We start from the raw sequence: 18133 nt of genomic DNA, 5'->3' as shown, positions 1-18133 counted from the left end.
CCCGCTCAACGCCGGCAGGTCAAGCGGGGCGCCCTTCTCTACCGGACGCGTTAAGCGGGGGCCCCTCCTTGCCCGCCGGAGGGGGCGCGGGGCAGCGGGGGCTGGAGCGGCGCACTAGGGTCCGAGGCACCATGAGTGGCAGCCCGACCCGGCGCGACCTCGACCCGGAGCAGGTCGGCCGCTATCTGACCGTCTCGCTCGGGCCGGCCGGTGAGGTCGCGGCCTGCGGTCCGCTGACCGGCGGCGGGTTCGCCGCGGTCTGGTGGGTACGCCTCACCGACGGGCGGGACGTGGTGCTGAAGGTCGGCCCACCGCCGGGCGTGCCATTGCTGCGCTACGAGCGCGACATGATCGGGGCGGAGGCGCGCTACCTGCGGCTGGTGGCCGGCCGCGCGCCCACGGTGCCGGTGCCGCCGCTGCTGCACCACGGCCGCCACCCCGAGCTGGGCGACTGGCTGCTCACCGCGCGCCTGCCCGGCCGTACCCTGTGGGACCTGACCCGGGCCGGCGCGGACGTCGCGCCGCTGCGGGCGGAGGTCGGCCGCGCGTTGGCCGCGTTGCACGCCGTTCCCGGCGACCGGTTCGGCTACGACGGCGGGCGCGCCGGCGCCCCCACCTGGCGGGGCGCGTATCTCGCGATGGTGGACGACCTGCTCGCCGACGCAGCCGACTGGGCGGTGCCGTTGCCCAGCTCCCGGATCCGGGAGCTGGTCGCTCGGCACGCGGACGCCCTCGACGCGGTCCGCCGCCCGGCGCTGCTGCACGTCGACGGCTGGGCCGGCAACGTGCTGGCTGTGGACGGGCCGGACGGCGCGCCCCGGCTCAGCGGCCTGGTCGACGGGGAGCGGCACCTGTGGGGCGATCCGCTGCTGGACCTGGTGTCGCCGCTGCTGTTCCGCCGCGCCGAGGACGAGCCGGACGACCCGCTGGTGCGGGCGTACCGGGCGGTGGCGCCGTTCCCGTTCGACGCGGCGGTGCGGCGGCGGCTCGGCCTCTACCGGCTGCACCTCTATCTGCTGATGACCGTGGAGATGCCCAGCCGCGCCATCACCGCGGAGTCGGATCCGGGTCGGGTGGCCCGGCTGGCCGAGCTGCTCGACGCCGAGCTGGCCGACCTGTCCGGCTGACGAACGCCCGCGACGACGCTCACGGCACGGTGTCGGGGTAGACCTCGACGTCGTAGAGCAACCGCAGGTGGCGGCGGCCGTTGGTGACGCCGACGAAGACCGGCTCGCCGGCGGGGGTGCGGCCCTGACGCCACACCTGCTGCCGGGCCGCCTCCCGCGACTCGTGATGGGCCTTGCCCTGGCGGTGCAGGAGCAGCACGCGGCGGGCGATGGTCGGGTCGGTGTCGAGCTGGACGCGCAGCAGAGGCATGGCGGACCTCCTCGTTTCGTCTTCAGCCAATTTACCGCCGTTAAGTTGGCTGTCCACTGTTTATGATGGCGTCATGACCGCCACCCAGCCGCCGGTGTGGCTCCGGACGGAGCCGACCCGGGCGCGCCGCAGACCGCCGCTGACCCGGGAGCACATCGTGGACGCGGCGGTCTCCCTCCTGGACCGGCACGACGTCGACGGCCTGACGATGCGTCGCCTCGCGGAGCGCCTCGACGTGACGCCCACCGCGCTCTACTGGCACGTGCGGACCCGGGACGACGTCCTGGACCTGGCCGTCGACCGGATCTTCGGCGAGGTGCCGGTCCCGCCGGTCAGCGACGACTGGCGGGACGACGTCCGGGCTCTCGTCCGCGCGTGGCGCGCCGCGATGCTCGACCACCCCTGGGCGCCGGGGCTGGTCGGTCGGCCGATGCTCGGCCCCAACGTGCTGGCCCGCACCGAGTTCCTCCAGGCCACGCTGGTGCGCGGCGGTTGTCACGGCCGGCAGCTCGCGGTGGTCACCCGGATGCTGGCCAACTACGTCATCGGCGCGTCGCTGACCGAGGCCACCTGGCGCCGGAGCGCGCACCCCGACGCGCGGGCCGCCGCCCGCGCCCACGTGGCCGCGAGCGCCGAGGCCTATCCGACGCTGACCGCCTCCGGTCACCTCGACGACGGCCGGTGGAGCGACGACCTGCTGTTCGAGGAGGGTCTCACCGGCCTGCTCCGGGTCGCGGCCGAGCGCGGTACGCCGCCCGAACGGCGGTGAATACGGCCGGTCAGAGCCAGCCGGAGCGGCGGAACAACCGGTGCAGCGTCACCGCCAGCGTCGCCATGAGCAGCAGCGCGCCACCGTAGCCGTACCGCCAGTGCAGCTCCGGCATGTGCGCGAAGTTCATCCCGTACACGCCGGCCACCGCGGTCTGCGAGGCGGCGATCGCCGCCCACGATGCGATTTTGCGCATGTCGTCGTTCTGCTCCACCGCGAGCTGCGCCAGCCGGGACTGGACCAGCGAGGTGAGCAACTCGTCGTAGGCGCCGATCCGCTCGACCACCCGGGCCAGGTCGTCGGCCACCGCGACGAAGCGGGACCGCAGCGCGGTCGGCGGGCCGGCGTCGGACGGGTCCAGCAGCGCGCGCAGCGGGGCACTCAACGGCAGCACCGCCCGCTTGAACTCGACCACCTCCCGTTTGAGCTGGTAGAGGTGCTGGATGTCGGCGCCGTGCTCGCGGGCGAAGACGCTCTCCTCGACCCGTTCCAGATCACGTTCCAGGTGCTCGGCGACCTCCCCGTACAGCTCGACCATCCGGGCGCAGACCGCGTACGCCACCGCCCAGGGGCCCTGGGCCAGCATGTCGGGGCGGCGCTGCACCGCCTCGCGTACCGGGGCGAGCGCGCCGGTGGCGCCGTGCCGGACGGTCAGCGCGAAGCGGTCGCCGAGGAACACCAGCACGTCCCCGGTGTCGACCACCTCCGAGGTGGCGGTCAGCTCACCGTGCTCGACGTAGCCGGCGCTGCGCAGCACCAGCAGCGTCACGTCGCCGAGGCGCCGCACGGTGGGCCGGTGCCCGTCGGCGAGCGCCTGCTCCACCGACGCCTCGTCGAGACCGAACGTCCGGCCGACCGCGGCCATCACCGCCGCGCCCGGCTCGTGCAACCCGAGCCAGACGAACGCGCGGCGGCCGTGGCGAGCCCGGGCGTACGCGTCGGCGTAGTGCGGCCGGCCCGGCTCCCGCCGCCCGGCGACGTATACCGCGCAGTCGACCACCGCGTCCGGGTTGGTCCGGCGTGGACGCTTCCCGGCCACCGGACGGTCGCGTCCGAGCAGGCGCCCGACGAGGCCGGGCAGCCGTTCCCGCCACCGGATCCGGTCCACCGCACACCTCCGCCCGCCGGGAAACCGACGGCCTACCGTACGGCCCGGCGGTGTGGCGGTGGGGCCCGGCCCGGGTCAACCGGCGGCGGTGGCGAAGACCACGATGTTGTCGGGGTAGCTGCCGGTGCGCGGGTCGAACCGACCGCCGCAGGTGATCAGCCGCAGCCGGGCCGCCGCGCCGCCGCCGTACACCCGCTCGGTGGGGAAACGCGCCTTCGGGTACGCGCCGACACCGTCCACGGTGAACGCCACGGTCCGGCCGTCGGCCCGCACCACCCGGACGGTGTCGCCGGGACGCAGCCGACCGAGGTCGAAGAAGACCGCCGGCCCGCGGGTGGAGTCGACGTGCCCGACCAGCACCGCGTTGCCGGCCTGCCCGGGCGCCGGACCCGGCCGGTACCAGCCGGCGACCTCCGGGTGCTCCAGCGGCGGCACCTCCAGCGCGCCGTCGTCGTCGGTGGCCACCGCGACGATCTCGGCGTCGACGCCGATGCGGGGGATGACCACCCGCAGCGGTGCCGCGCGGGGGAGCGCCGGACCGGCGGAACCGGGGCGCTCGGTGGCCGGCGCGGCGGACGCGCCCGGTTGGGGCGGCGACGCCGAGGTGCTACCGAGCCCGGCCGAGAGCAGCCCGACGCCGGTGGCCCCGGCCAGGGTGACGGCGGTGACGACGGCGGCGGTGCGGGCCCGCGACGGCCCACCCGCCCGACGCTCTGCTGGGGACAGGGTCCTACCTCCGTCCGGCGAGGACGCGGGGCCCGCGCCGGACGGACCGGCGCGGGCGACCCACTCGACGAGCTGTCAGGCGGTGACACCGGCCCGGCGCCGGCGACGGACCAGGACGTACGCCCCGCCGGCGACCGCGCCGGCGGCCAGCGCGCCGCCCGCGACCAGCACTCCGGTGTCGCCGTCCCGGCCGCCGGCGCCGGCCTGCGCGCCGCCGATCGGGGTGACGGTGAACGTGGCGCTGCCGCCGTCGCTGCCGTCGCCGCAGGTCGTGGCCACCGTGTACGTGCCGAGCGTGAACCCGGCGGTGAACAGTTCCGCGCTCAGCCCGCCGCCCGCCGCGGCCGTGGTGGACCTGACGTTCTGATCCCGGTCCGGCCCGGTGACCCGGAAGATCGCGTCACCGGCCTTCGGGTTGCACGTCGAGGTGAGCACCACCGTGCCGCCGACCGGGGTGGTGGCGGGTGAGACTCTGGTGTCCGCCAGCGCGGCGGCCGGGAGCAGCAGTGCGCCGAGACCCACGCCGACCGCCGCCGATCCGAGAATTGACTGTGCCTTCATCCGCGTCTTCCCTCACTTTTCGTCCGCTGTCTGCGTGGGACGTCGTTCGGGTGGCCAACTCCGTGACGAGCACCGGTGTGGCCAACACTAGGAGGGTTGAGGCGATCACTGGGGGTAATTGAGAAATCTTCGTTGCCGTCCGGTGTCCCCCCTCCCGCCACCGGACGGCGGACATGCCCTCACACGCGGCGCCGAGGCGGACAGAACGCCGCGCCCGCCGAGCGAGGTGAGCGCCGCCGCGCGCCCGGCGCGGCTCAGCCGGCCGGCCGGACCAGCCCGACGTCGTACGCGAGAACCACCGCCTGGATCCGGTCCCGCAGGCCCAGCTTGGTGAGGATCGCGGAGACATGGGTCTTCACGGTCGCGGTGCTCACATGCAACCGCTCGGCGATCTCAGCGTTGGACAGCGCACGGGCGGTCAGCGTGAGCACCTCCACCTCACGGGCGGTCAACGCGGCGAGGGCCCGCTCGGCGGTGGGCGCCGGACCGGGCAGCCGGTCGGCGAACCGGTCCAGCAGCCGCCGGGTCACCGTCGGCGCCAGCAACGCCTCGCCCCGGGCCACCACCCGTACCGCCTCGGCGAGGTCCGCCGGGCGGGTGTCCTTGAGCAGGAAGGCGCTCGCCCCGGCGCGTAGCGCGGCGTAGACGTGCTCGTCGACGTCGAACGTGGTGAGCATGACGATCCGGGCCGGACTGCCGGCGGCCACCAGCTCCCGGGTGGCGGCGATGCCGTCCCGCCGGGGCATCCGCACGTCCATCAGCACCACGTCGGGCCGGGTCCGGGTCACCACCGCCACCGCCTCCACGCCGTCCGCGGCCTCGCCGACCACGGTCAGGTCGGCTCGCGCGTCGAGCACCGTACGCAGCCCGGCGCGGATCAGCTCCTGGTCGTCCACGACCACCACGCGCACGGTCACCGGGTCTCCTCCTGCTCGCGACCCCGGCTCGCTCCTCGCGCTCACCGGGACTTCTTCGTTCGCGACTGCGGGGCTCGCAGGCCCGGCTCGCTCCTCGCGCTCACCGGGTCTTCTTCGTTCGCGACTGCGGGGCTCGCAGGCCCGGCTCGCTCCTCGCGCTCACCGGGTCTTCTTCGTTCGCGACTGCGGGGCTCGCAGGCCCGGCTCGCTCCTCGCGCTCACCGGACCGCGCCGACCGGCAGTCGCGCGTGCACCCGGTAACCGCCGGTCGGCAGCGGGCCGGCGTCGAGGGTGCCGCCGAGCAGCCGGGCCCGCTCCCGCATGCCGACGATGCCGCGTCCACCCGTGGTCCCGGGCCGTCGGGCCGGCGGCGAGCCGTCGTTGACCACCTCGAGCCGCAGCACCCCGTCGTCGTACCGGACGTCGACGTCGGCCCGGGTGGCGTGCCCGTGCCGCAGCGCGTTGGTCAGCGACTCCTGCACGATCCGGTACGCCGAGAGCTGCACCCCGCCGGGCAGCTTCCCGCAGTCGCCCGCCCGGCGCAGCGTCACCGGCAACCCCACCGCCCGCACGGCCTCGACCAGCGCGTCGAGTTGGGCCAGCCCGGGCTGCGGCCCGTTCGGGTCGGTCCCGTCGTCGGCGGTCAACGCGTGCAGCATGGCGCGCAGCTCGGTGAGCGCGGACCGGGCCGCCGTGTGGATGGACCCGAGCGCGGCGCGCGCCTGCGCCGGCTGTTCGTCGAAGACGTCCTCGGCGGCGACGGCCTGCACGGCGATCACCGCCACGTGATGGGCGACCACGTCGTGCAGCTCGCGGGAGATCCGCTCGCGTTCCCGTGCGCGGACCTGCCGCTCCCACTCGCAGCGCCGTTGTTCCCGGGCGCGCAGCAACTCGCCGACCGACCAGCTCAGGCCGAGCGCCGTCACCGCGAGCAGCAGGTCCCGCCAGTCACCGGTGACCAGCTTCCACGGGGTGGGCGCCAGCAGCAGGCCGAGCGCGACGAGCGAGAACCGGGGCGGTCGCAGCCGGGCCACGTAGGACAGCGGCGCGGCCACCAGCCCGAGCCAGCCCAGCGCCGGGCAGAGCGCCTCCAGGCCCACGCCGGCCGCCGCGGCCATCGCGAGCGCGTACCCGGGTCGGTAGCGGATCCACAGCAGACAGCTGGCCTGCCACGCGGCGAGCCCGACCGCGACGGCGACACCGCCCGGCGTGGTCGGGCGGGTGTCCGACGTCAGCAGCACGAGCAGCGACACGCCGAGCACGACGGCGGCGATGCCGCCGTCGATCATCAGCAGCACGGACCGGGACCGGGACGGGCACCTCATGCCCCGGATGCTAGGCCGTCGGCCCACCGCCGTTCATCGGCCGGGAGACGGAGATGCGGCGGGGCGCTGGGTCTCGGGACGGAGACGGGAACCGCTCTCCGGCGTGATCCGCGCGGTGCCCGGCCGGACCTAGCGTTTCCGCCAGGAGATCAGACCGGGAGGTACGCACCGATGGAGACCACGATCCCGAACGCCGGCGTCCGTCCGGCCCGTCGCCGTGACCGGCTGCTCACCGTGCTCGCCGCCACCGTCGCCACGCTGCTGGGCTGGGTCGTCGCGGTGCCGCTGGCCGGGGTGGAGCTGGTGGCGCGCAGCGGCGGCGGCGAGCAGCATGTCACGCCGTTCGCCGTCGCGGTCAGCACACTGCTCGCCGGCCTGGCCGGTTGGGCGTTGCTGGCCCTGCTGGAACGCTTCACCGGGCGGGCCCGGACCGTCTGGACCGCGGTCGCGGCGCTGGTGCTGCTGCTGTCCCTGCTCGGTCCGCTGGGCGGCGGAGCGGGTGGGCCCGCGACGGTGACCCTGGTGGCGCTGCACCTGGTGGCCGCCGCCGTGCTGGTGCCCGGGCTGCGGCGGACCGCCGCCGGCTGAGCGTCGGGTCGGGGTCGCCGGCACGGGGGTGGGCGACCCCGACCCGATCGTAATCCAGGATCCTAGGATGCCCTACGCCGGGTGACGCCCGGCACGGCCATCACCCGTTCACTGAGAGGAATCCCCAGACCAGCCAGCGGCGCTCCATGAAGCTCAGGTGCCGGGCCAGTTCCACAGGTGTCCAGCCGGAGGGCACCCATGGGCGCCGGACCGCCCCGTCGTCGAGCCCGGCGAGCCGGTCGGCGACCGTGTCGCGGTAGAAGTCGAGACAGGTGAGGAGGAGTGCGGCCGGGTCGACGGCGGCTCCGGGCTCGGGAACCGGCAGGCGCATGGCGAGCAGCATCGCGGACGGAACGTTTCCGACCCCGATGTCGAGAACCGGCGACCGGCTCCGTCCCCGGGGTGAACGCGGCCAGAATGGGCCGCACCCGCACCGAGGAGACCCATCATGGCGAAGTACCTGCTGCTGAAGCACTACCGTGGCGGCCCGACCCCGGTCACCGACATGCCGCTGCTGGACCGGTGGACGCCGGCGGAGGTGACCGCGCACGTGCGGTACATGAAGGACTTCGCGGCCCGCCTCGAGGAGACCGGCGAGTTCGTCGACTCGCAGGCGCTCGCCCCGGAGGGCACGTTCGTGCGCTACGACGGCGAGGGTCGCCCACCGGTCACCGACGGTCCGTTCGCCGAGACGAAGGACCTCATCGCCGGCTGGATGGTGATCGACGTGGACAGCCACGAACGCGCCCTCGACCTGGCCGCGGAGTTGTCCGCCGCGCCGGGGCAGGGCGGCGAGCCGATCCGCGAGTGGCTGGAGCTGCGCCCGTTCCTGACCTCGCCGCCCACCATCACGGAGTGAGCCGACCGATGGACGAGGTGCTGCCGCGCAGCCTCATCCCGGGCGTCCTCGGCGTCCTCGTCCGCCGCGGAGCCGACTTCGCGACGGCCGAGGACGCCGTGCAGGACGCCCTGGTCGAAGCGCTCCGGGTCTGGCCGGTGGACCCGCCGCGCGAGCCGAAGGCATGGCTGGTCACCGTGGCCTGGCGCCGGTTCCTCGACACGGCCCGCGCCGACGCCGCCCGGCGTCGGCGCGAGGACGCCGTCGACGAGGAGCCGGCGCCCGGGCCGGTGCCCGGGGCCGACGACACGCTCCGGCTCTACTTCCTCTGCGCGCATCCGTCGCTGACCCCGTCGTCCGCGGTGGCGCTCACCCTGCGCGCGGTCGGCGGGCTCACCACCCGGCAGATCGCCCGGGCCTACCTGGTACCCGAGGCGACCATGGCGCAGCGGATCAGCCGCGCGAAGCGCACCGTGTCCGGCGTCCGGTTCGACCAGCCCGGTGATGTCGCCACCGTGCTGCGCGTGCTCTACCTGGTGTTCAACGAGGGCTACTCCGGCGACGTCGACCTGGCGGCCGAGGCGGTCCGGCTCACCCGACAGCTCGCCGCCGCCATCGACCATCCCGAGGTCGCCGGGCTGCTCGCCCTCATGCTGCTGCACCACGCCCGTCGGGCCAGCCGGACCACGCCCGACGGCGGTCTGGTGCCGCTGGCCGCGCAGGACCGCCGCCGCTGGGACACCGGCCTGATCGCCGAGGGGGTGCGGATCCTCCAGGCGGCGTTGGCCCGCGACCGGCTGGGTGAGTTCCAGGCCCAGGCCGCCGTCGCGGCGCTGCACGCCGACGCGCCCACCGCGGCGGAGACCGACTGGGTGCAGATCGTGGAATGGTACGACGAGCTGGTGCGCCTGACCGACAGCCCGGTGGCCCGGCTCAACCGGGCGGTCGCCGTCGGCGAGGCGGACGGTCCGCGGGCCGGGCTGGCCGCGCTCGCGGCGCTGGACGAGGCGCTGCCCCGGCACGCGGCGGTGGCCGCGTACCTGCACGAACGCGACGGTGACCGGTCGACGGCGGCGCGCCTCTACGCCGAGGCCGCTCGTCGGGCGACCAATCTGGCCGAGCGTGACCACCTGATCCGCCAGGCCGCCCGCCTCAACACCCGGTGACCTGGCGGATCAGGTGGTGGACGTCGGCCGGTTCCCGGGGGTGCGCTCCGCAGGGGTCGGCGGGTCGGTCGCACGCTAGCCTGCGGGCATGGATCTGGGGCTGGACGGCGAGCGGGTGGCCGCGTCCCTCGCGCACCGACTCGACGGGCTGACCTTCGTGGATCTGACCACCGACCAGGTGACCGCCCGGCTGGTCGACGCCGTGGCCGAGTGGGCGACCGGCGAGGGGTGGCGGGTCTACCGTCGGGCGGCGAGCGTGGTGCCGTTGCCGCCGCCGCTGTCCGGGCGGCAGTCGGTGCTCGACGTCGCATGCGCCCGGCCGGACCGTCCGCCGGTCGTCGTCGAGGTCGACCACACCGATCGTCGACGGACCGTGGAGAAGCTGCTGGCCGAGGCCGGGGCCGGGCGGGTCCCGATCTGGTTGCGCTGGGGTGTGCCCGGGTTCACCGCGCCGCCCGCGCCGATCCGGATGGTGGCGGTCGAGGTGTCCCGCCGCAACGGTCCGGCCGGCCAGGGGCGGCTGTACTCGCGGCGACCGGCGGTGGTCCGGCCGGCGCCGCCGCACTCGGTTCCGGTGGGCGGTCCCGGCGACCCGGTCGCGCTGCCGATCCCCACCCTCGACGAGGCCGACTGAGCTGAGCGGGACGCGGCCGGCCCCGGCAGCGCCCGCTCCGCTGTCAGGCCGCCACTGTGGTCGGCGTCGTCCCGGGGTCGGCGCGCGGCGCAGGCGGACCGCAGGCACCCGGCGGGGTGGATGACTCCGGCAGGCCGAGGGCCTCGTCGACCCGGCCGAGGACCGGGTCGTCGGTGCCGACCGCGCGTAGCAGGTCGATGGCGGTGGCCCGGATCTGCCCGATGATCATGATGAGTGGCAGGGGCGGCTGGGACTCGAACAACTGCGCGGCGATCCGGACCGCCTCCAGGGCGGCGGCGTCGGCCCGTTCCGCGCATCCGGGCGCGTCGTCGTCGCCGGTCAGGCTGTGCACCATGGCCTCGCCGGCGGCGCGGAGCGCGTCGGCGAGTTCGTTCATCGCCAGGGCCAACTCGGGTGGGGTGGCGGTGTGCAGCCGGGTCAGGTGCACGCCGGCGCGGGCCAGCACCCGGATGTTGCGCGCGGCGTAGTCGAGTTGCCGGGTGGTGGCCTCGACCTCCCGGACCTGGCCGATGTGCCGGCGGCGGCGGACCCGCAGCCGCAACGTCTCACCGGTCGCCGCCACCGCCTCGCGCAGCCGATCCACGCAGTCGTCCACCTGGCGGGCCCGCTCCAGCGCCGCCCGGGCGGCGTCCTCGTCGCACCGGCGCAGCGCGTCGTTGACACGGTCGAGCAGGTCGGCCAGGTCGGCGAAGGTCTGCCGGGCCTCGGCCACCAGCGGCGCGAGCGGGTCCCGGGCCACGATCAACTGGCTGGCCGCGATCGCCACCGCGCCGCCGATCAGCGCGTCGACGAACCGGAACGGCATCAGACTGCCCTTCGGCGCGGCCACCACGACCAGGTACAACGCCGAGACGGCGGCCTGTACGGTCAGCGTGGTGCTCGCGCCGAGCACCACCATCAGCCCGAGGGTGCAGCCCAGCACCAGGAACACGGTGGTGGTGGTCGGGCCGAGTGCCTGCACGACGACGTCGGCCACCAGGATGCCGGCGGCCACCCCGAGCAGGATCTCGACGGTCTGCCGCAGTCGCTTGCCCCGGGTCTCGCCGAGCACCACCAGCGCGGCGGACGGGGCGAAGAACGGATCGGGGTGACCGATCACCCGGGAGGCGAGGACCCAGGCGACGGTGGCGGCCACGGTCGCCTCGACCACCGACACCCAGTCCCGGCGTACCCGCCCGGCGGCGGCCCGCACCCAGTTCCGCATGTTCGTACCTCACCTTGGTCGCACCGGTCGGGTCCGCCGGGCCGGCCCGGTCGTCGCCCGCAGGTACCCCGACCGGCCCGCGTCGTAACGAGAGCACGCCGACGTGTGAGGTGGGGCCCCTTCTCTACCGGAGGCGTTAACAAGGGGCCCGGCCTTAAACCGCTGGGCGGGGCGGCTCGTCGCTGGTAGCTTGCGGCTTCGTGACGGGGGAACGGCTGGACGGACGCTTCGCCCGACTGTGGGCCGCGAGCACGCTGTCGGCGTTGGGCAGCGGCACGGCCACGGTGGCCGCCCCGCTGTACGTGGCGTCGCGGACCGACGATCCGCTGGTGGTCGCCGCGGGCGCGGCGGTGTCGTGGTTGCCGTGGCTGCTGTTCGCGCTGCCCGGCGGCGTGCTGGCCGACCGGGTGGACCGGCGTCGGCTGATGGTGCTCATCGACTGGGTACGCGTCGGCGCGCTCGTCGCGTTGGCCGCGGCGATGCTGGCCGGTCGGGCCGGGGTGGCGCTGCTCTACGTGGTGTTGTTCGTGGTGAACACCGGTGAGGTGGTGTTCCGTACCGCGGCGCAGGCGGTGCTGCCGGCGGTGGTGCCGCGGGCCCGGCTGGAGCGGGCGAACGGGTGGTTGAGCGGCGGCGCCCAGGTGATGCAGAACATGGTCGCCGGCCCGCTGGGCGGGTTCCTGTTCGTGTTGGCGGCGGCCGTGCCGTTCGCGCTGAACGCCGGCACGTACGCGCTCAGCGCCGTGCTGGTGGGTCTGCTCGCCGGTTCGTACCGGGGCGCGCCGGCGCCGGCCGGGACGCGTTCGGTGCGGGCGGAGGTGGCGGAGGGGTTCCGTTGGTTGTCGTCGCAGCGGCTGCTGCGGACCATGGCGCTGCTGATCGGGTTGCTGAACGTCACGCTGACCGCCGCGGTAGCGGTGCTGGTGTTGCTGGCGACCGAGCGGCTCGGTCTCGGCCCGGTCGGGTACGGCGTGTTGTTCACCTGCATGGCGGTGGGTGGGCTGCTCGGTTCGGTGCTCGGCGACCGGTTGATCGCCGCGCTGAGCGCCACCTGGACGGTGCGGGTGGGTCTGCTGGTGGAGGCCGGTCTGCATCTGGCGTTGGCGGCGTCGCGCAGCGCGGCGGTGGTCGGGTTCGCGTTGTTCGCGTTCGGCGTGCACAGCGCGTTGTGGAACATCGTGGCGAACTCGCTGCGGCAGCGGCTCACCCCGCCGGCGTTGATGGGCCGGGTGGGCAGCACGACGTTGTTCCTCGCGGCGGGCGGCAACTGTGTCGGCGCGTTGTTGGGCGGCGTGGTGGCGGCGCGGTTCGGGATCACCGCCCCGTACTGGGTGGGGTTCGTGGTGGCGGTGGTGGTGATCGCCGCGACGTGGCGGGTGTTCGACCGGGCGACGGTGGCCGCCGCGTACGCCGAGCCGGCCCCGGAGGCGCCCGGGCCGGCGGTCAGCGCAGCGGGGGGACCGGCAGCGTGAGGTTCTGCGCGGCGGCCTCGTGCGCCAGCTCGATCAGTTCGACCACGGCGACCGCGTCGGCCGGGTCGACCGGCATCGGTGTGCCGTCGCGCAGCGCGGTCGCCACCTGGGCGTAGAACTCCGGGTAGCGGCCCGGTTCGGTGGGTACGGCCCGCAGGTCGTCGTCGGCGCCGAGCCGTCCGTAGCGCTGCGGGTCGACCTCGCCCCAGCCGGGTTCGTCGGGTCGCCGGCCGGCGCGCAGCGCCGCCTCCTGCGGGTCCAGGCCCCAGCTCGTGTAGGCGGCCCGGTCGCCGAGCACCCGGAAGCGGGGGCCGGACTGCGCGGTGACCGCGCCCGTCCAGAGGTGCGAGCGTACGCCGCCGGTGTGGGTGAGCGCGACGAACGCGTCGTCGTCCACCTCGGCGCCGGGCCGCCGCCGGTCCACCTCGGCGTAGACGTGTGCCACCGGCCCGAACAGCTGGACCGCCTGGTCGATGAGGTGGGCGCCGAGGTCGAACAGCGCGCCGCCGGCGTCGTCGGGCGCGCCGCTCTCCCGCCAGCCCGGCTTGATCGTGGGCCGCCACCGTTCGAACCGTGACTCGAACCGGGTGACCCGGCCCAGCTCGCCGGCCTCGACCAGCCGGCACACGGTGCGGTAGTCGCCGTCCCAGCGTCGGTTCTGGAACACGGTGAGCGGCACGCCGGCGGTTTCGGCGTCGGCCAGCAGCGCCCGGCCCTGTTCACCGGTCGGGGCGAGCGGCTTGTCCACCACGACCGGTAGCCCGGCGGCCACCGCGGCCCGGGCCAGCGGCACGTGCTGCCGGTTCGGCGCGGCCACCACCACCAGGTCGAGCTGGTCGGCCGCCCGCCACAGGTGGTCCGCGTCGTCGACGACCCGGGCGTCGGGGTGGTCGGCCTGGGCCTGCGCGCGGCGCTGCGGGTCGCGGGTCACCACCGCGTCCAGCCGCAGGCCGGGAGTGGCGGCGATGAGCGGGGCGTGGAACACCCGCCCAGCCGTGCCGTACCCGAGCAGTCCCACCCGCAGCGTCATGCCGCCGAATCTACGCGGCGCGGCGGCGTCGGGCGGCGGGGTCCCCGACGGCGCTGCCCGTCGGTGTGACAGCGTGGGCGGATGCCCGCATCCTCCCCGGTCGACGTCGACCTCGCGCTGGTCGGCGGCGGCGGCGCCGCGTCGCTGGTCCTGGCTGCCCTGGACCGGCACGGGGTGACCGGCGTGCGGGTCGCGGTGGTCGACCCGGTCCGCAAGCGGGGCCAGGACCGCACCTGGGCGTTCTGGGGCACGCCGGGCGGTGACCTGGAACCGCTGTTGAGCGCGAGCTGGTCGCGGGTGGAGGTGGTCACCGCGGCGGGCCGCCGCGTCCTGCCGCTGGCCCCGCTGCGGTACGCCATGGTCCGCTCCGCCCCGGTCTACGACCGGGCTGCCGAGGCGGAGCGGCGGCTGGGCGCGGTCCGGATCGCCGCGCCGGCGGGGGAGCTGCGTGACGACGGGGAGCGGGTGACCGTGTGCGACCCGTCGGGGCGGGCGTTGGTGCGCGCCGGTTGGGTGCTGGACTCCCGGCCGCGCCCGCCGTCGCGGCCGGGTCGGACGAGCTGGTTGCAGCACTTCCGGGGCTGGTGGTTGGCGGCGGAGCGGCCGACCTTCGATCCGGGTCGGGCGGTGCTGATGGACTTCCGCACGCCGCAGCCGGCCCGCGGCGTGTCGTTCGGGTACGTGTTGCCGGTCGACGACCGGTTCGCGCTCGTCGAGTACACCGAGTTCGGGCCGGCGGTGCTCGACGACGCCGGCTACGATGCGGCGCTGCGCGGCTACGCCGGGCTGCTCGGGCTGGATCTGGGCGCGTTGCGGGTGCGGGAGGTGGAGAACGGGGTGATCCCGATGACGGACGGCCCGTTCGTGGTCCGGCCGAGCCGCCGGGTGGTGCGGTTGGGCACCGCCGGCGGGGCGACGCGCCCGTCCACCGGGTTCACGTTCTCCGCGATGCTGCGCCAGGCCGACCAGGTGGCCCGGGCGGTGGCGGCGGGCCGGCCGCCGGTGCCGCTGCCGGCGTACCCGGGTCGGCACCGGTGGATGGACGCGGTGGCGTTGCGCGCGCTGGACCGGGGGCACGTGGCCGGGGTGGAGTTCTTCGAGCGGCTGTTCGACCGCAATCCGGCGGAGCGGGTGCTGCGGTTCCTCGACGGCGCGACCACGCCGGCCGAGGATCTGGCGGTGATGCGGTCCAGCCCGTTGCTGCCGATGACCGGTGCGGTGCTCGGCGACGCCGCCGGGCGGCTACGGGCCCGTCTGCGCCCCGCTCAGGGTCTCGGCGACCCGGTCGCGCACCAGCGCTCGTAGCCGTTCCATCGGGTCGCCGTCGCCGGCGCCGAGCCGGTTGCGGACCGCCGCCACGGTCAACCCCAGTTCCGGGTACGCGAACGCGAGGCTGCCGCCGCTGCCGGCGGTGCCGAACGAGCCGTCGTCGTCGACCGCGTAGCCGAGCCCGAACGTGCTCTCCTGCCGGAACACCCACTCCTGGGCGCGGACGGCCGGCGCGGACACCGCGCGTAGCCGCTCGGCGGAGATCAGTCGGACGCCGTCGACGGGGCCGAGCAGCGCCGCGTACATCCGGGCGACCGCGCGGGCGCTCATGGTGCCGACCGAGGGCACGTCGGCGCGCAGCACGTCGGGGTCGCTGCCGGTCGTGGTGTCCGGGCGGACCGCGGGCGGGGCGACCGCGTCGAAGTGCGGCAGATGCGCGCCGGCCCAGGTCATCAGCGCGGACAGGCCGGCGTCCTCCAGCCGGGCCAGCCGGGGCAGCTCCGCGTCGGGTACGCCGAGGAACAGTTCCCGGGTCACGCCGAGCGGCCCGGCCACCTCCTCGGCGAGCACCTGGGAGACCGGTCTGCCGGTGACCCGGCGGACCACCTCGCCGAGCAGCCAGCCCCACGTCCACGCGTGGTACGCCAGCCGCTCGCCAGGGGCCCACAGTGGTGTCGCGTCGGCGAGCAGGTCGCACATCCGGGACCAGTCGGTGAAGTCGGCGGGGGTGACGTCGGCGGGCAGCGCGGGCAGGCCGGCGGTGTGGGTGAGCACGTGCCGCAGCGTGATGCCGTCCTTGCCGTGCCGGGCGAACTCCGGCCACACCCGGGCCAGGGGCAGGTCCTCGTCGAGCCGGCCCTGCTCGGCCAGCACGTGCACCACGGTGGCGGTGAGGCCCTTGCCGGTGGAGACCGCGTGCACCGGCGTGTCGGCGGTCATCGGCCGGCCGGTGGCGGTGTCGGCGAGGCCGGCCTGCTCCTCGACGATCGGCGCGCCGTCGAGGTACGCGGCCACCTGCACGCCGGCCTCCCGCCCGGAGGTCACGAGGTCGTCGAGCGCGGCGCGCACCTCGGCCCGCAGGCCGTCCCAGCGACTGTCCACGATCAGCGAGCCTGCCAGAGCGCCGCGTCGCCGTCGTGCGGTTTTTCGTCGTCGGTGAGCAGCCGGGCGCGCAGCGCGGCGATGGTCTCCTCGCCGACCCCGAGCCGTCCGGTGACGTAGCCGTGGACCGAGCCGTGCGCCGTGGTCAGTTCGGCCAGCACCAGCCGGATGAGCGCCTCGGGCGCCCGCCCGTACGCGGGCCAGCGTGGCGTCGCGCCGCCGTTGCGCTCGCGCCACTCGGCGACCAGCCGCCCGGTGGCGTGTTCGGTGCGCGCGAAGTCCGCCGCGATCTGGTCGGTGTCCACGCCGAGCAGGGCGAGCACCAGCGCGGCCAGCAGCCCGGTGCGGTCCTTGCCGGACGCGCAGTGGAACACCAGCGGGTGCGCGTCGTGGGCGATCACCTCCACCGCCCGGCGCAGCTCGACCACGCCGTCCTCGGCCACCTCGGCGTACCGGTCGGCCAGGTAGCGCCACGGGTCCACGTCGGGGTCGATGTCGGCCTGGACGTAGGTGCGGTGCTCGATGCTCAGGTTGTGCCAGGTGACGCCGAGGCTCTCCGGTGCCCGGCCGTGGTCGGCGATCTCCCACGGGTAGCGCAGGTCGATCACGGTGCGGACGCCGAGCGCCGCGAACCGGGCCAGGTCGTCGCCGGCGAGTTTGGCCAGGGAGTCGGAGCGGTAGAGCCGGCCGCGGGCCACGGTGTGACCGTCGTCGGTCCGCCAGCCGCCGAGGTCTCGGAAGTTGCACAGGGTGCCGAACTCCAGGGGTGCGGTCATGGCTCCGCACGCTAGTCGGGCGACCGCGCCGCGGGTGGCCCCGCCGGACCCGGGAACGCGGGTCGGGCGGTCGGGTCGGGCGGCGTACCGGGTAGGTTGCCGGCATGGTGGAGGCGGAGAGCGGCCGGGTCGTGGAGATCTGGACCGACGGCGCGTGCAGCGGCAACCCCGGGCCGGGCGGCTGGGGCGCGCTGCTGCGCTGGGGCGGGCACGAGCGGGAGCTGTGCGGCGGCGAGGCCACCCCGACGACCAACAACCGGATGGAGCTGACCGCCGCGATCCGGGCGTTGGAGAGCCTCACGCGGCCGGTCACGGTGCGGCTGCACACCGACAGCACCTACGTGCGCAACGGCATCACCGGCTGGGTGGACGGGTGGAAGCGCAACGGTTGGCGCACCGCGGCGAAACAGCCGGTGAAGAACGCCGACCTGTGGCAGCGGTTGGAGGCCGCCTGCGCGCGCCACGACGTCACCTGGCTGTGGGTGAAGGGCCACAACGGGCACCCGGAGAACGAACGCGCCGACGCGCTGGCCAACCGGGGGATGACCGAGGCGCGGGCGGCCGGCGCACCGGCCGCCCCGCGCGCGGCTCAGCGCAGCGGCCGGCCCTCCTCGATCTCCTCCGGCTCGTCGGCCGGGTCGCCGGTGCCGGAGACCGCGTCGACGTCGTAGCCGGCGCGGCTCGTGTCCTGCGCCGAGCGGCGGTCCTCGGCAGGCAGGTCGGCGAAGTCGTCGCCGGTGTCGTTCGTGGTGTGCAGGGATTCGCCCGGCGGGCGTAGGGACGCCTCGTAGGCGGTGGCGCCGTCGGGTTCGTCGCCGGCGGCGCGGCCGAAGGACTCTTCACTGGTCATGTCGCACTCCTGCCCGCCCGCGGGGATGGCAAACGTTCAGCGGGCCGCGTCGGGGTGGGTCGGCATCGACGAGCCGCCCGAGCTGCTGCCGGACGCTCCGCCGGCCATCCCGGACCCGTCGTCCTCGGTCACCTCGTCCGGCGCCGGCGTGTCCGGGGTGGGGGCCGGCACGTCCGTGTCCGCCGCCACCTGCACCAGGCGAGCCTGACCGGCGGCGTCTTCGGCGTGCGCCGGGTCGACGGGTTCCTCGCCGTCGCGTGCCCGATATCCCATCGATCCGCCCCCCGATCGCGTCGACCCGTGCCGCCGCCTACCCGCCCCACCCCCACCAAAACCCCCACCTCACCGGGAGGGGCGGGGGGTGGGGCGGCGGCGGGACCGGGGGGTGGGGGTGGGGAGCG

General features: G+C 75.4%; 22 protein-coding genes. 9 read left to right on the top strand and 13 right to left on the bottom strand.

The genetic code is table 11. The features are described from left to right. Positions 1-131: 131 nt before the first annotated feature. The gene (locus C8054_RS18460; protein ID WP_107158050.1) at positions 132-1127 is read left to right on the top strand and encodes a phosphotransferase family protein; all 996 of its coding nucleotides are present in this window, start codon (positions 132-134) and stop codon (positions 1125-1127) included. 19 nt (positions 1128-1146) lie between these two features. On the opposite strand, the gene C8054_RS18455 is transcribed toward C8054_RS18460, so the two are convergent. Then, a complete protein-coding gene (locus C8054_RS18455) occupies positions 1147-1377 on the bottom strand; it encodes a hypothetical protein (protein WP_107158049.1) in 231 nt (76 codons plus the stop codon). Between the two features lie 73 nt (positions 1378-1450). Here C8054_RS18455 and C8054_RS18450 point away from each other — a divergent pair, with 73 nt between their 5' ends. Further along, entirely contained in the window at positions 1451-2146 is a 696-nt protein-coding gene (locus C8054_RS18450; RefSeq protein ID WP_107158048.1) for a TetR/AcrR family transcriptional regulator, read from the top strand. Positions 2147-2156: 10 nt separating this feature from the next. On the opposite strand, the gene C8054_RS18445 is transcribed toward C8054_RS18450, so the two are convergent. The 5 genes from C8054_RS18445 to C8054_RS18425 form a co-directional block, all read right to left on the bottom strand. Then, positions 2157-3254, bottom strand: coding sequence for a magnesium and cobalt transport protein CorA (locus tag C8054_RS18445; protein WP_107158047.1), 1098 nt, complete (start codon positions 3252-3254; stop codon positions 2157-2159). Positions 3255-3329: 75 nt separating this feature from the next. Further along, positions 3330-3980, bottom strand: coding sequence for a class F sortase (locus tag C8054_RS18440; RefSeq protein WP_107158046.1), 651 nt, complete (start codon positions 3978-3980; stop codon positions 3330-3332). A gap of 75 nt (positions 3981-4055) precedes the next feature. Continuing rightward, on the bottom strand, positions 4056-4541 hold the full coding sequence (locus C8054_RS18435) for a hypothetical protein (protein WP_107158045.1): 486 nt from the start codon (positions 4539-4541) through the stop codon (positions 4056-4058). Positions 4542-4795: 254 nt separating this feature from the next. After that, positions 4796-5458, bottom strand: a complete 663-nt coding sequence (locus tag C8054_RS18430; protein ID WP_107158044.1) for a response regulator transcription factor — start codon at positions 5456-5458, stop codon at positions 4796-4798. A gap of 218 nt (positions 5459-5676) precedes the next feature. Continuing rightward, complete coding sequence (locus C8054_RS18425) at positions 5677-6783, bottom strand: sensor histidine kinase (RefSeq protein ID WP_107158043.1); 1107 nt, start codon at positions 6781-6783, stop codon at positions 5677-5679. A 171-nt stretch (positions 6784-6954) separates the two neighbouring features. On the opposite strand from C8054_RS18425, the gene C8054_RS18420 reads away from it, so the two are divergent. After that, positions 6955-7371 carry a DUF6069 family protein gene (locus C8054_RS18420; protein WP_107158042.1) on the top strand — a complete coding sequence of 139 codons (417 nt, stop codon included), beginning with the start codon at positions 6955-6957 and terminating at the stop codon, positions 7369-7371. 100 nt (positions 7372-7471) lie between these two features. Here C8054_RS18420 and C8054_RS18415 read toward each other — a convergent pair whose 3' ends face one another. Next, positions 7472-7702 carry a DUF664 domain-containing protein gene (locus C8054_RS18415; RefSeq protein ID WP_158273869.1) on the bottom strand — a complete coding sequence of 77 codons (231 nt, stop codon included), beginning with the start codon at positions 7700-7702 and terminating at the stop codon, positions 7472-7474. A gap of 117 nt (positions 7703-7819) precedes the next feature. On the opposite strand from C8054_RS18415, the gene C8054_RS18410 reads away from it, so the two are divergent. The 3 genes from C8054_RS18410 to C8054_RS18400 all read left to right on the top strand — a co-directional run bounded on the left by C8054_RS18410 (position 7820) and on the right by C8054_RS18400 (position 10009). Continuing rightward, positions 7820-8230: a YciI family protein gene (locus tag C8054_RS18410; protein WP_107158040.1), complete on the top strand. Its 411-nt coding sequence runs from the start codon at positions 7820-7822 to the stop codon at positions 8228-8230. 8 nt (positions 8231-8238) lie between these two features. Beyond that, on the top strand, positions 8239-9375 hold the full coding sequence (locus tag C8054_RS18405) for an RNA polymerase sigma factor (protein ID WP_107158039.1): 1137 nt from the start codon (positions 8239-8241) through the stop codon (positions 9373-9375). Positions 9376-9463: 88 nt separating this feature from the next. After that, entirely contained in the window at positions 9464-10009 is a 546-nt protein-coding gene (locus tag C8054_RS18400; RefSeq protein WP_107158038.1) for a hypothetical protein, read from the top strand. Between the two features lie 43 nt (positions 10010-10052). Here C8054_RS18400 and C8054_RS18395 read toward each other — a convergent pair whose 3' ends face one another. Then, positions 10053-11234, bottom strand: a complete 1182-nt coding sequence (locus C8054_RS18395; protein ID WP_107158037.1) for an aromatic acid exporter family protein — start codon at positions 11232-11234, stop codon at positions 10053-10055. Between the two features lie 200 nt (positions 11235-11434). On the opposite strand from C8054_RS18395, the gene C8054_RS18390 reads away from it, so the two are divergent. After that, positions 11435-12706: an MFS transporter gene (locus tag C8054_RS18390; RefSeq protein WP_107158036.1), complete on the top strand. Its 1272-nt coding sequence runs from the start codon at positions 11435-11437 to the stop codon at positions 12704-12706. Here C8054_RS18390 and C8054_RS18385 read toward each other — a convergent pair. Then, the gene (locus C8054_RS18385; RefSeq protein WP_107158035.1) at positions 12678-13736 is read right to left on the bottom strand and encodes a Gfo/Idh/MocA family oxidoreductase; all 1059 of its coding nucleotides are present in this window, start codon (positions 13734-13736) and stop codon (positions 12678-12680) included. The genes C8054_RS18390 and C8054_RS18385 overlap by 29 nt on opposite strands. 81 nt (positions 13737-13817) lie before the next feature. On the opposite strand from C8054_RS18385, the gene C8054_RS18380 reads away from it, so the two are divergent. After that, a complete protein-coding gene (locus C8054_RS18380; RefSeq protein ID WP_107158034.1) occupies positions 13818-15041 on the top strand; it encodes a lycopene cyclase family protein in 1224 nt (407 codons plus the stop codon). Here the strand turns inward: C8054_RS18380 and C8054_RS18375 are convergent. Both C8054_RS18375 and C8054_RS18370 read right to left on the bottom strand, forming a co-directional pair. Further along, positions 14979-16106 (bottom strand): serine hydrolase, encoded by a 1128-nt coding sequence (locus C8054_RS18375; RefSeq protein WP_233219712.1) that lies wholly within the window; start codon positions 16104-16106, stop codon positions 14979-14981. The genes C8054_RS18380 and C8054_RS18375 overlap by 63 nt on opposite strands. Positions 16107-16108: 2 nt before the next feature. After that, positions 16109-16882 carry a tyrosine-protein phosphatase gene (locus C8054_RS18370; RefSeq protein ID WP_107158033.1) on the bottom strand — a complete coding sequence of 258 codons (774 nt, stop codon included), beginning with the start codon at positions 16880-16882 and terminating at the stop codon, positions 16109-16111. A gap of 104 nt (positions 16883-16986) precedes the next feature. Between C8054_RS18370 and rnhA the strand changes: the two genes are divergently transcribed. Further along, entirely contained in the window at positions 16987-17553 is a 567-nt protein-coding gene (rnhA, locus tag C8054_RS18365) for a ribonuclease HI (protein WP_107158032.1), read from the top strand. Here rnhA and C8054_RS18360 read toward each other — a convergent pair. Both C8054_RS18360 and C8054_RS18355 read right to left on the bottom strand, forming a co-directional pair. After that, positions 17472-17732 (bottom strand): hypothetical protein, encoded by a 261-nt coding sequence (locus tag C8054_RS18360; protein ID WP_107158031.1) that lies wholly within the window; start codon positions 17730-17732, stop codon positions 17472-17474. The two genes, rnhA and C8054_RS18360, sit on opposite strands and share 82 nt — an antisense overlap. 36 nt (positions 17733-17768) lie before the next feature. Continuing rightward, complete coding sequence (locus C8054_RS18355; RefSeq protein ID WP_107158030.1) at positions 17769-18005, bottom strand: preprotein translocase YidC; 237 nt, start codon at positions 18003-18005, stop codon at positions 17769-17771. Positions 18006-18133 lie beyond the last annotated feature (128 nt).

This window comes from Micromonospora sp. RP3T (genome assembly GCF_003027925.1).
GTDB lineage: Bacteria > Actinomycetota > Actinomycetes > Mycobacteriales > Micromonosporaceae > Micromonospora.
Note: the sequence above shows the minus strand (reverse complement) of the source record. Positions and strands in the feature narration are given on the sequence as shown.

Excerpts from the sequence above, each read along its gene's own strand:
- C8054_RS18460 (WP_107158050.1), top strand. The coding sequence starts at position 132 with ATGAGTGGCAGCCCGACCCGGCGCGACCTCGACCCGGAGCAGGTCGGC.
- C8054_RS18455 (WP_107158049.1), bottom strand. The coding sequence starts at position 1,377 with ATGCCTCTGCTGCGCGTCCAGCTCGACACCGACCCGACCATCGCCCGC.
- C8054_RS18450 (WP_107158048.1), top strand. The coding sequence starts at position 1,451 with ATGACCGCCACCCAGCCGCCGGTGTGGCTCCGGACGGAGCCGACCCGG.
- C8054_RS18435 (WP_107158045.1), bottom strand. The coding sequence starts at position 4,541 with ATGAAGGCACAGTCAATTCTCGGATCGGCGGCGGTCGGCGTGGGTCTC.
- C8054_RS18425 (WP_107158043.1), bottom strand. The coding sequence starts at position 6,783 with ATGAGGTGCCCGTCCCGGTCCCGGTCCGTGCTGCTGATGATCGACGGC.
- C8054_RS18420 (WP_107158042.1), top strand. The coding sequence starts at position 6,955 with ATGGAGACCACGATCCCGAACGCCGGCGTCCGTCCGGCCCGTCGCCGT.
- C8054_RS18415 (WP_158273869.1), bottom strand. The coding sequence starts at position 7,702 with ATGCGCCTGCCGGTTCCCGAGCCCGGAGCCGCCGTCGACCCGGCCGCA.
- C8054_RS18410 (WP_107158040.1), top strand. The coding sequence starts at position 7,820 with ATGGCGAAGTACCTGCTGCTGAAGCACTACCGTGGCGGCCCGACCCCG.
- C8054_RS18405 (WP_107158039.1), top strand. The coding sequence starts at position 8,239 with ATGGACGAGGTGCTGCCGCGCAGCCTCATCCCGGGCGTCCTCGGCGTC.
- C8054_RS18400 (WP_107158038.1), top strand. The coding sequence starts at position 9,464 with ATGGATCTGGGGCTGGACGGCGAGCGGGTGGCCGCGTCCCTCGCGCAC.
- C8054_RS18395 (WP_107158037.1), bottom strand. The coding sequence starts at position 11,234 with ATGCGGAACTGGGTGCGGGCCGCCGCCGGGCGGGTACGCCGGGACTGG.
- C8054_RS18385 (WP_107158035.1), bottom strand. The coding sequence starts at position 13,736 with ATGACGCTGCGGGTGGGACTGCTCGGGTACGGCACGGCTGGGCGGGTG.
- C8054_RS18380 (WP_107158034.1), top strand. The coding sequence starts at position 13,818 with ATGCCCGCATCCTCCCCGGTCGACGTCGACCTCGCGCTGGTCGGCGGC.
- C8054_RS18370 (WP_107158033.1), bottom strand. The coding sequence starts at position 16,882 with ATGACCGCACCCCTGGAGTTCGGCACCCTGTGCAACTTCCGAGACCTC.
- rnhA (WP_107158032.1), top strand. The coding sequence starts at position 16,987 with ATGGTGGAGGCGGAGAGCGGCCGGGTCGTGGAGATCTGGACCGACGGC.
- C8054_RS18360 (WP_107158031.1), bottom strand. The coding sequence starts at position 17,732 with ATGACCAGTGAAGAGTCCTTCGGCCGCGCCGCCGGCGACGAACCCGAC.
- C8054_RS18355 (WP_107158030.1), bottom strand. The coding sequence starts at position 18,005 with ATGGGATATCGGGCACGCGACGGCGAGGAACCCGTCGACCCGGCGCAC.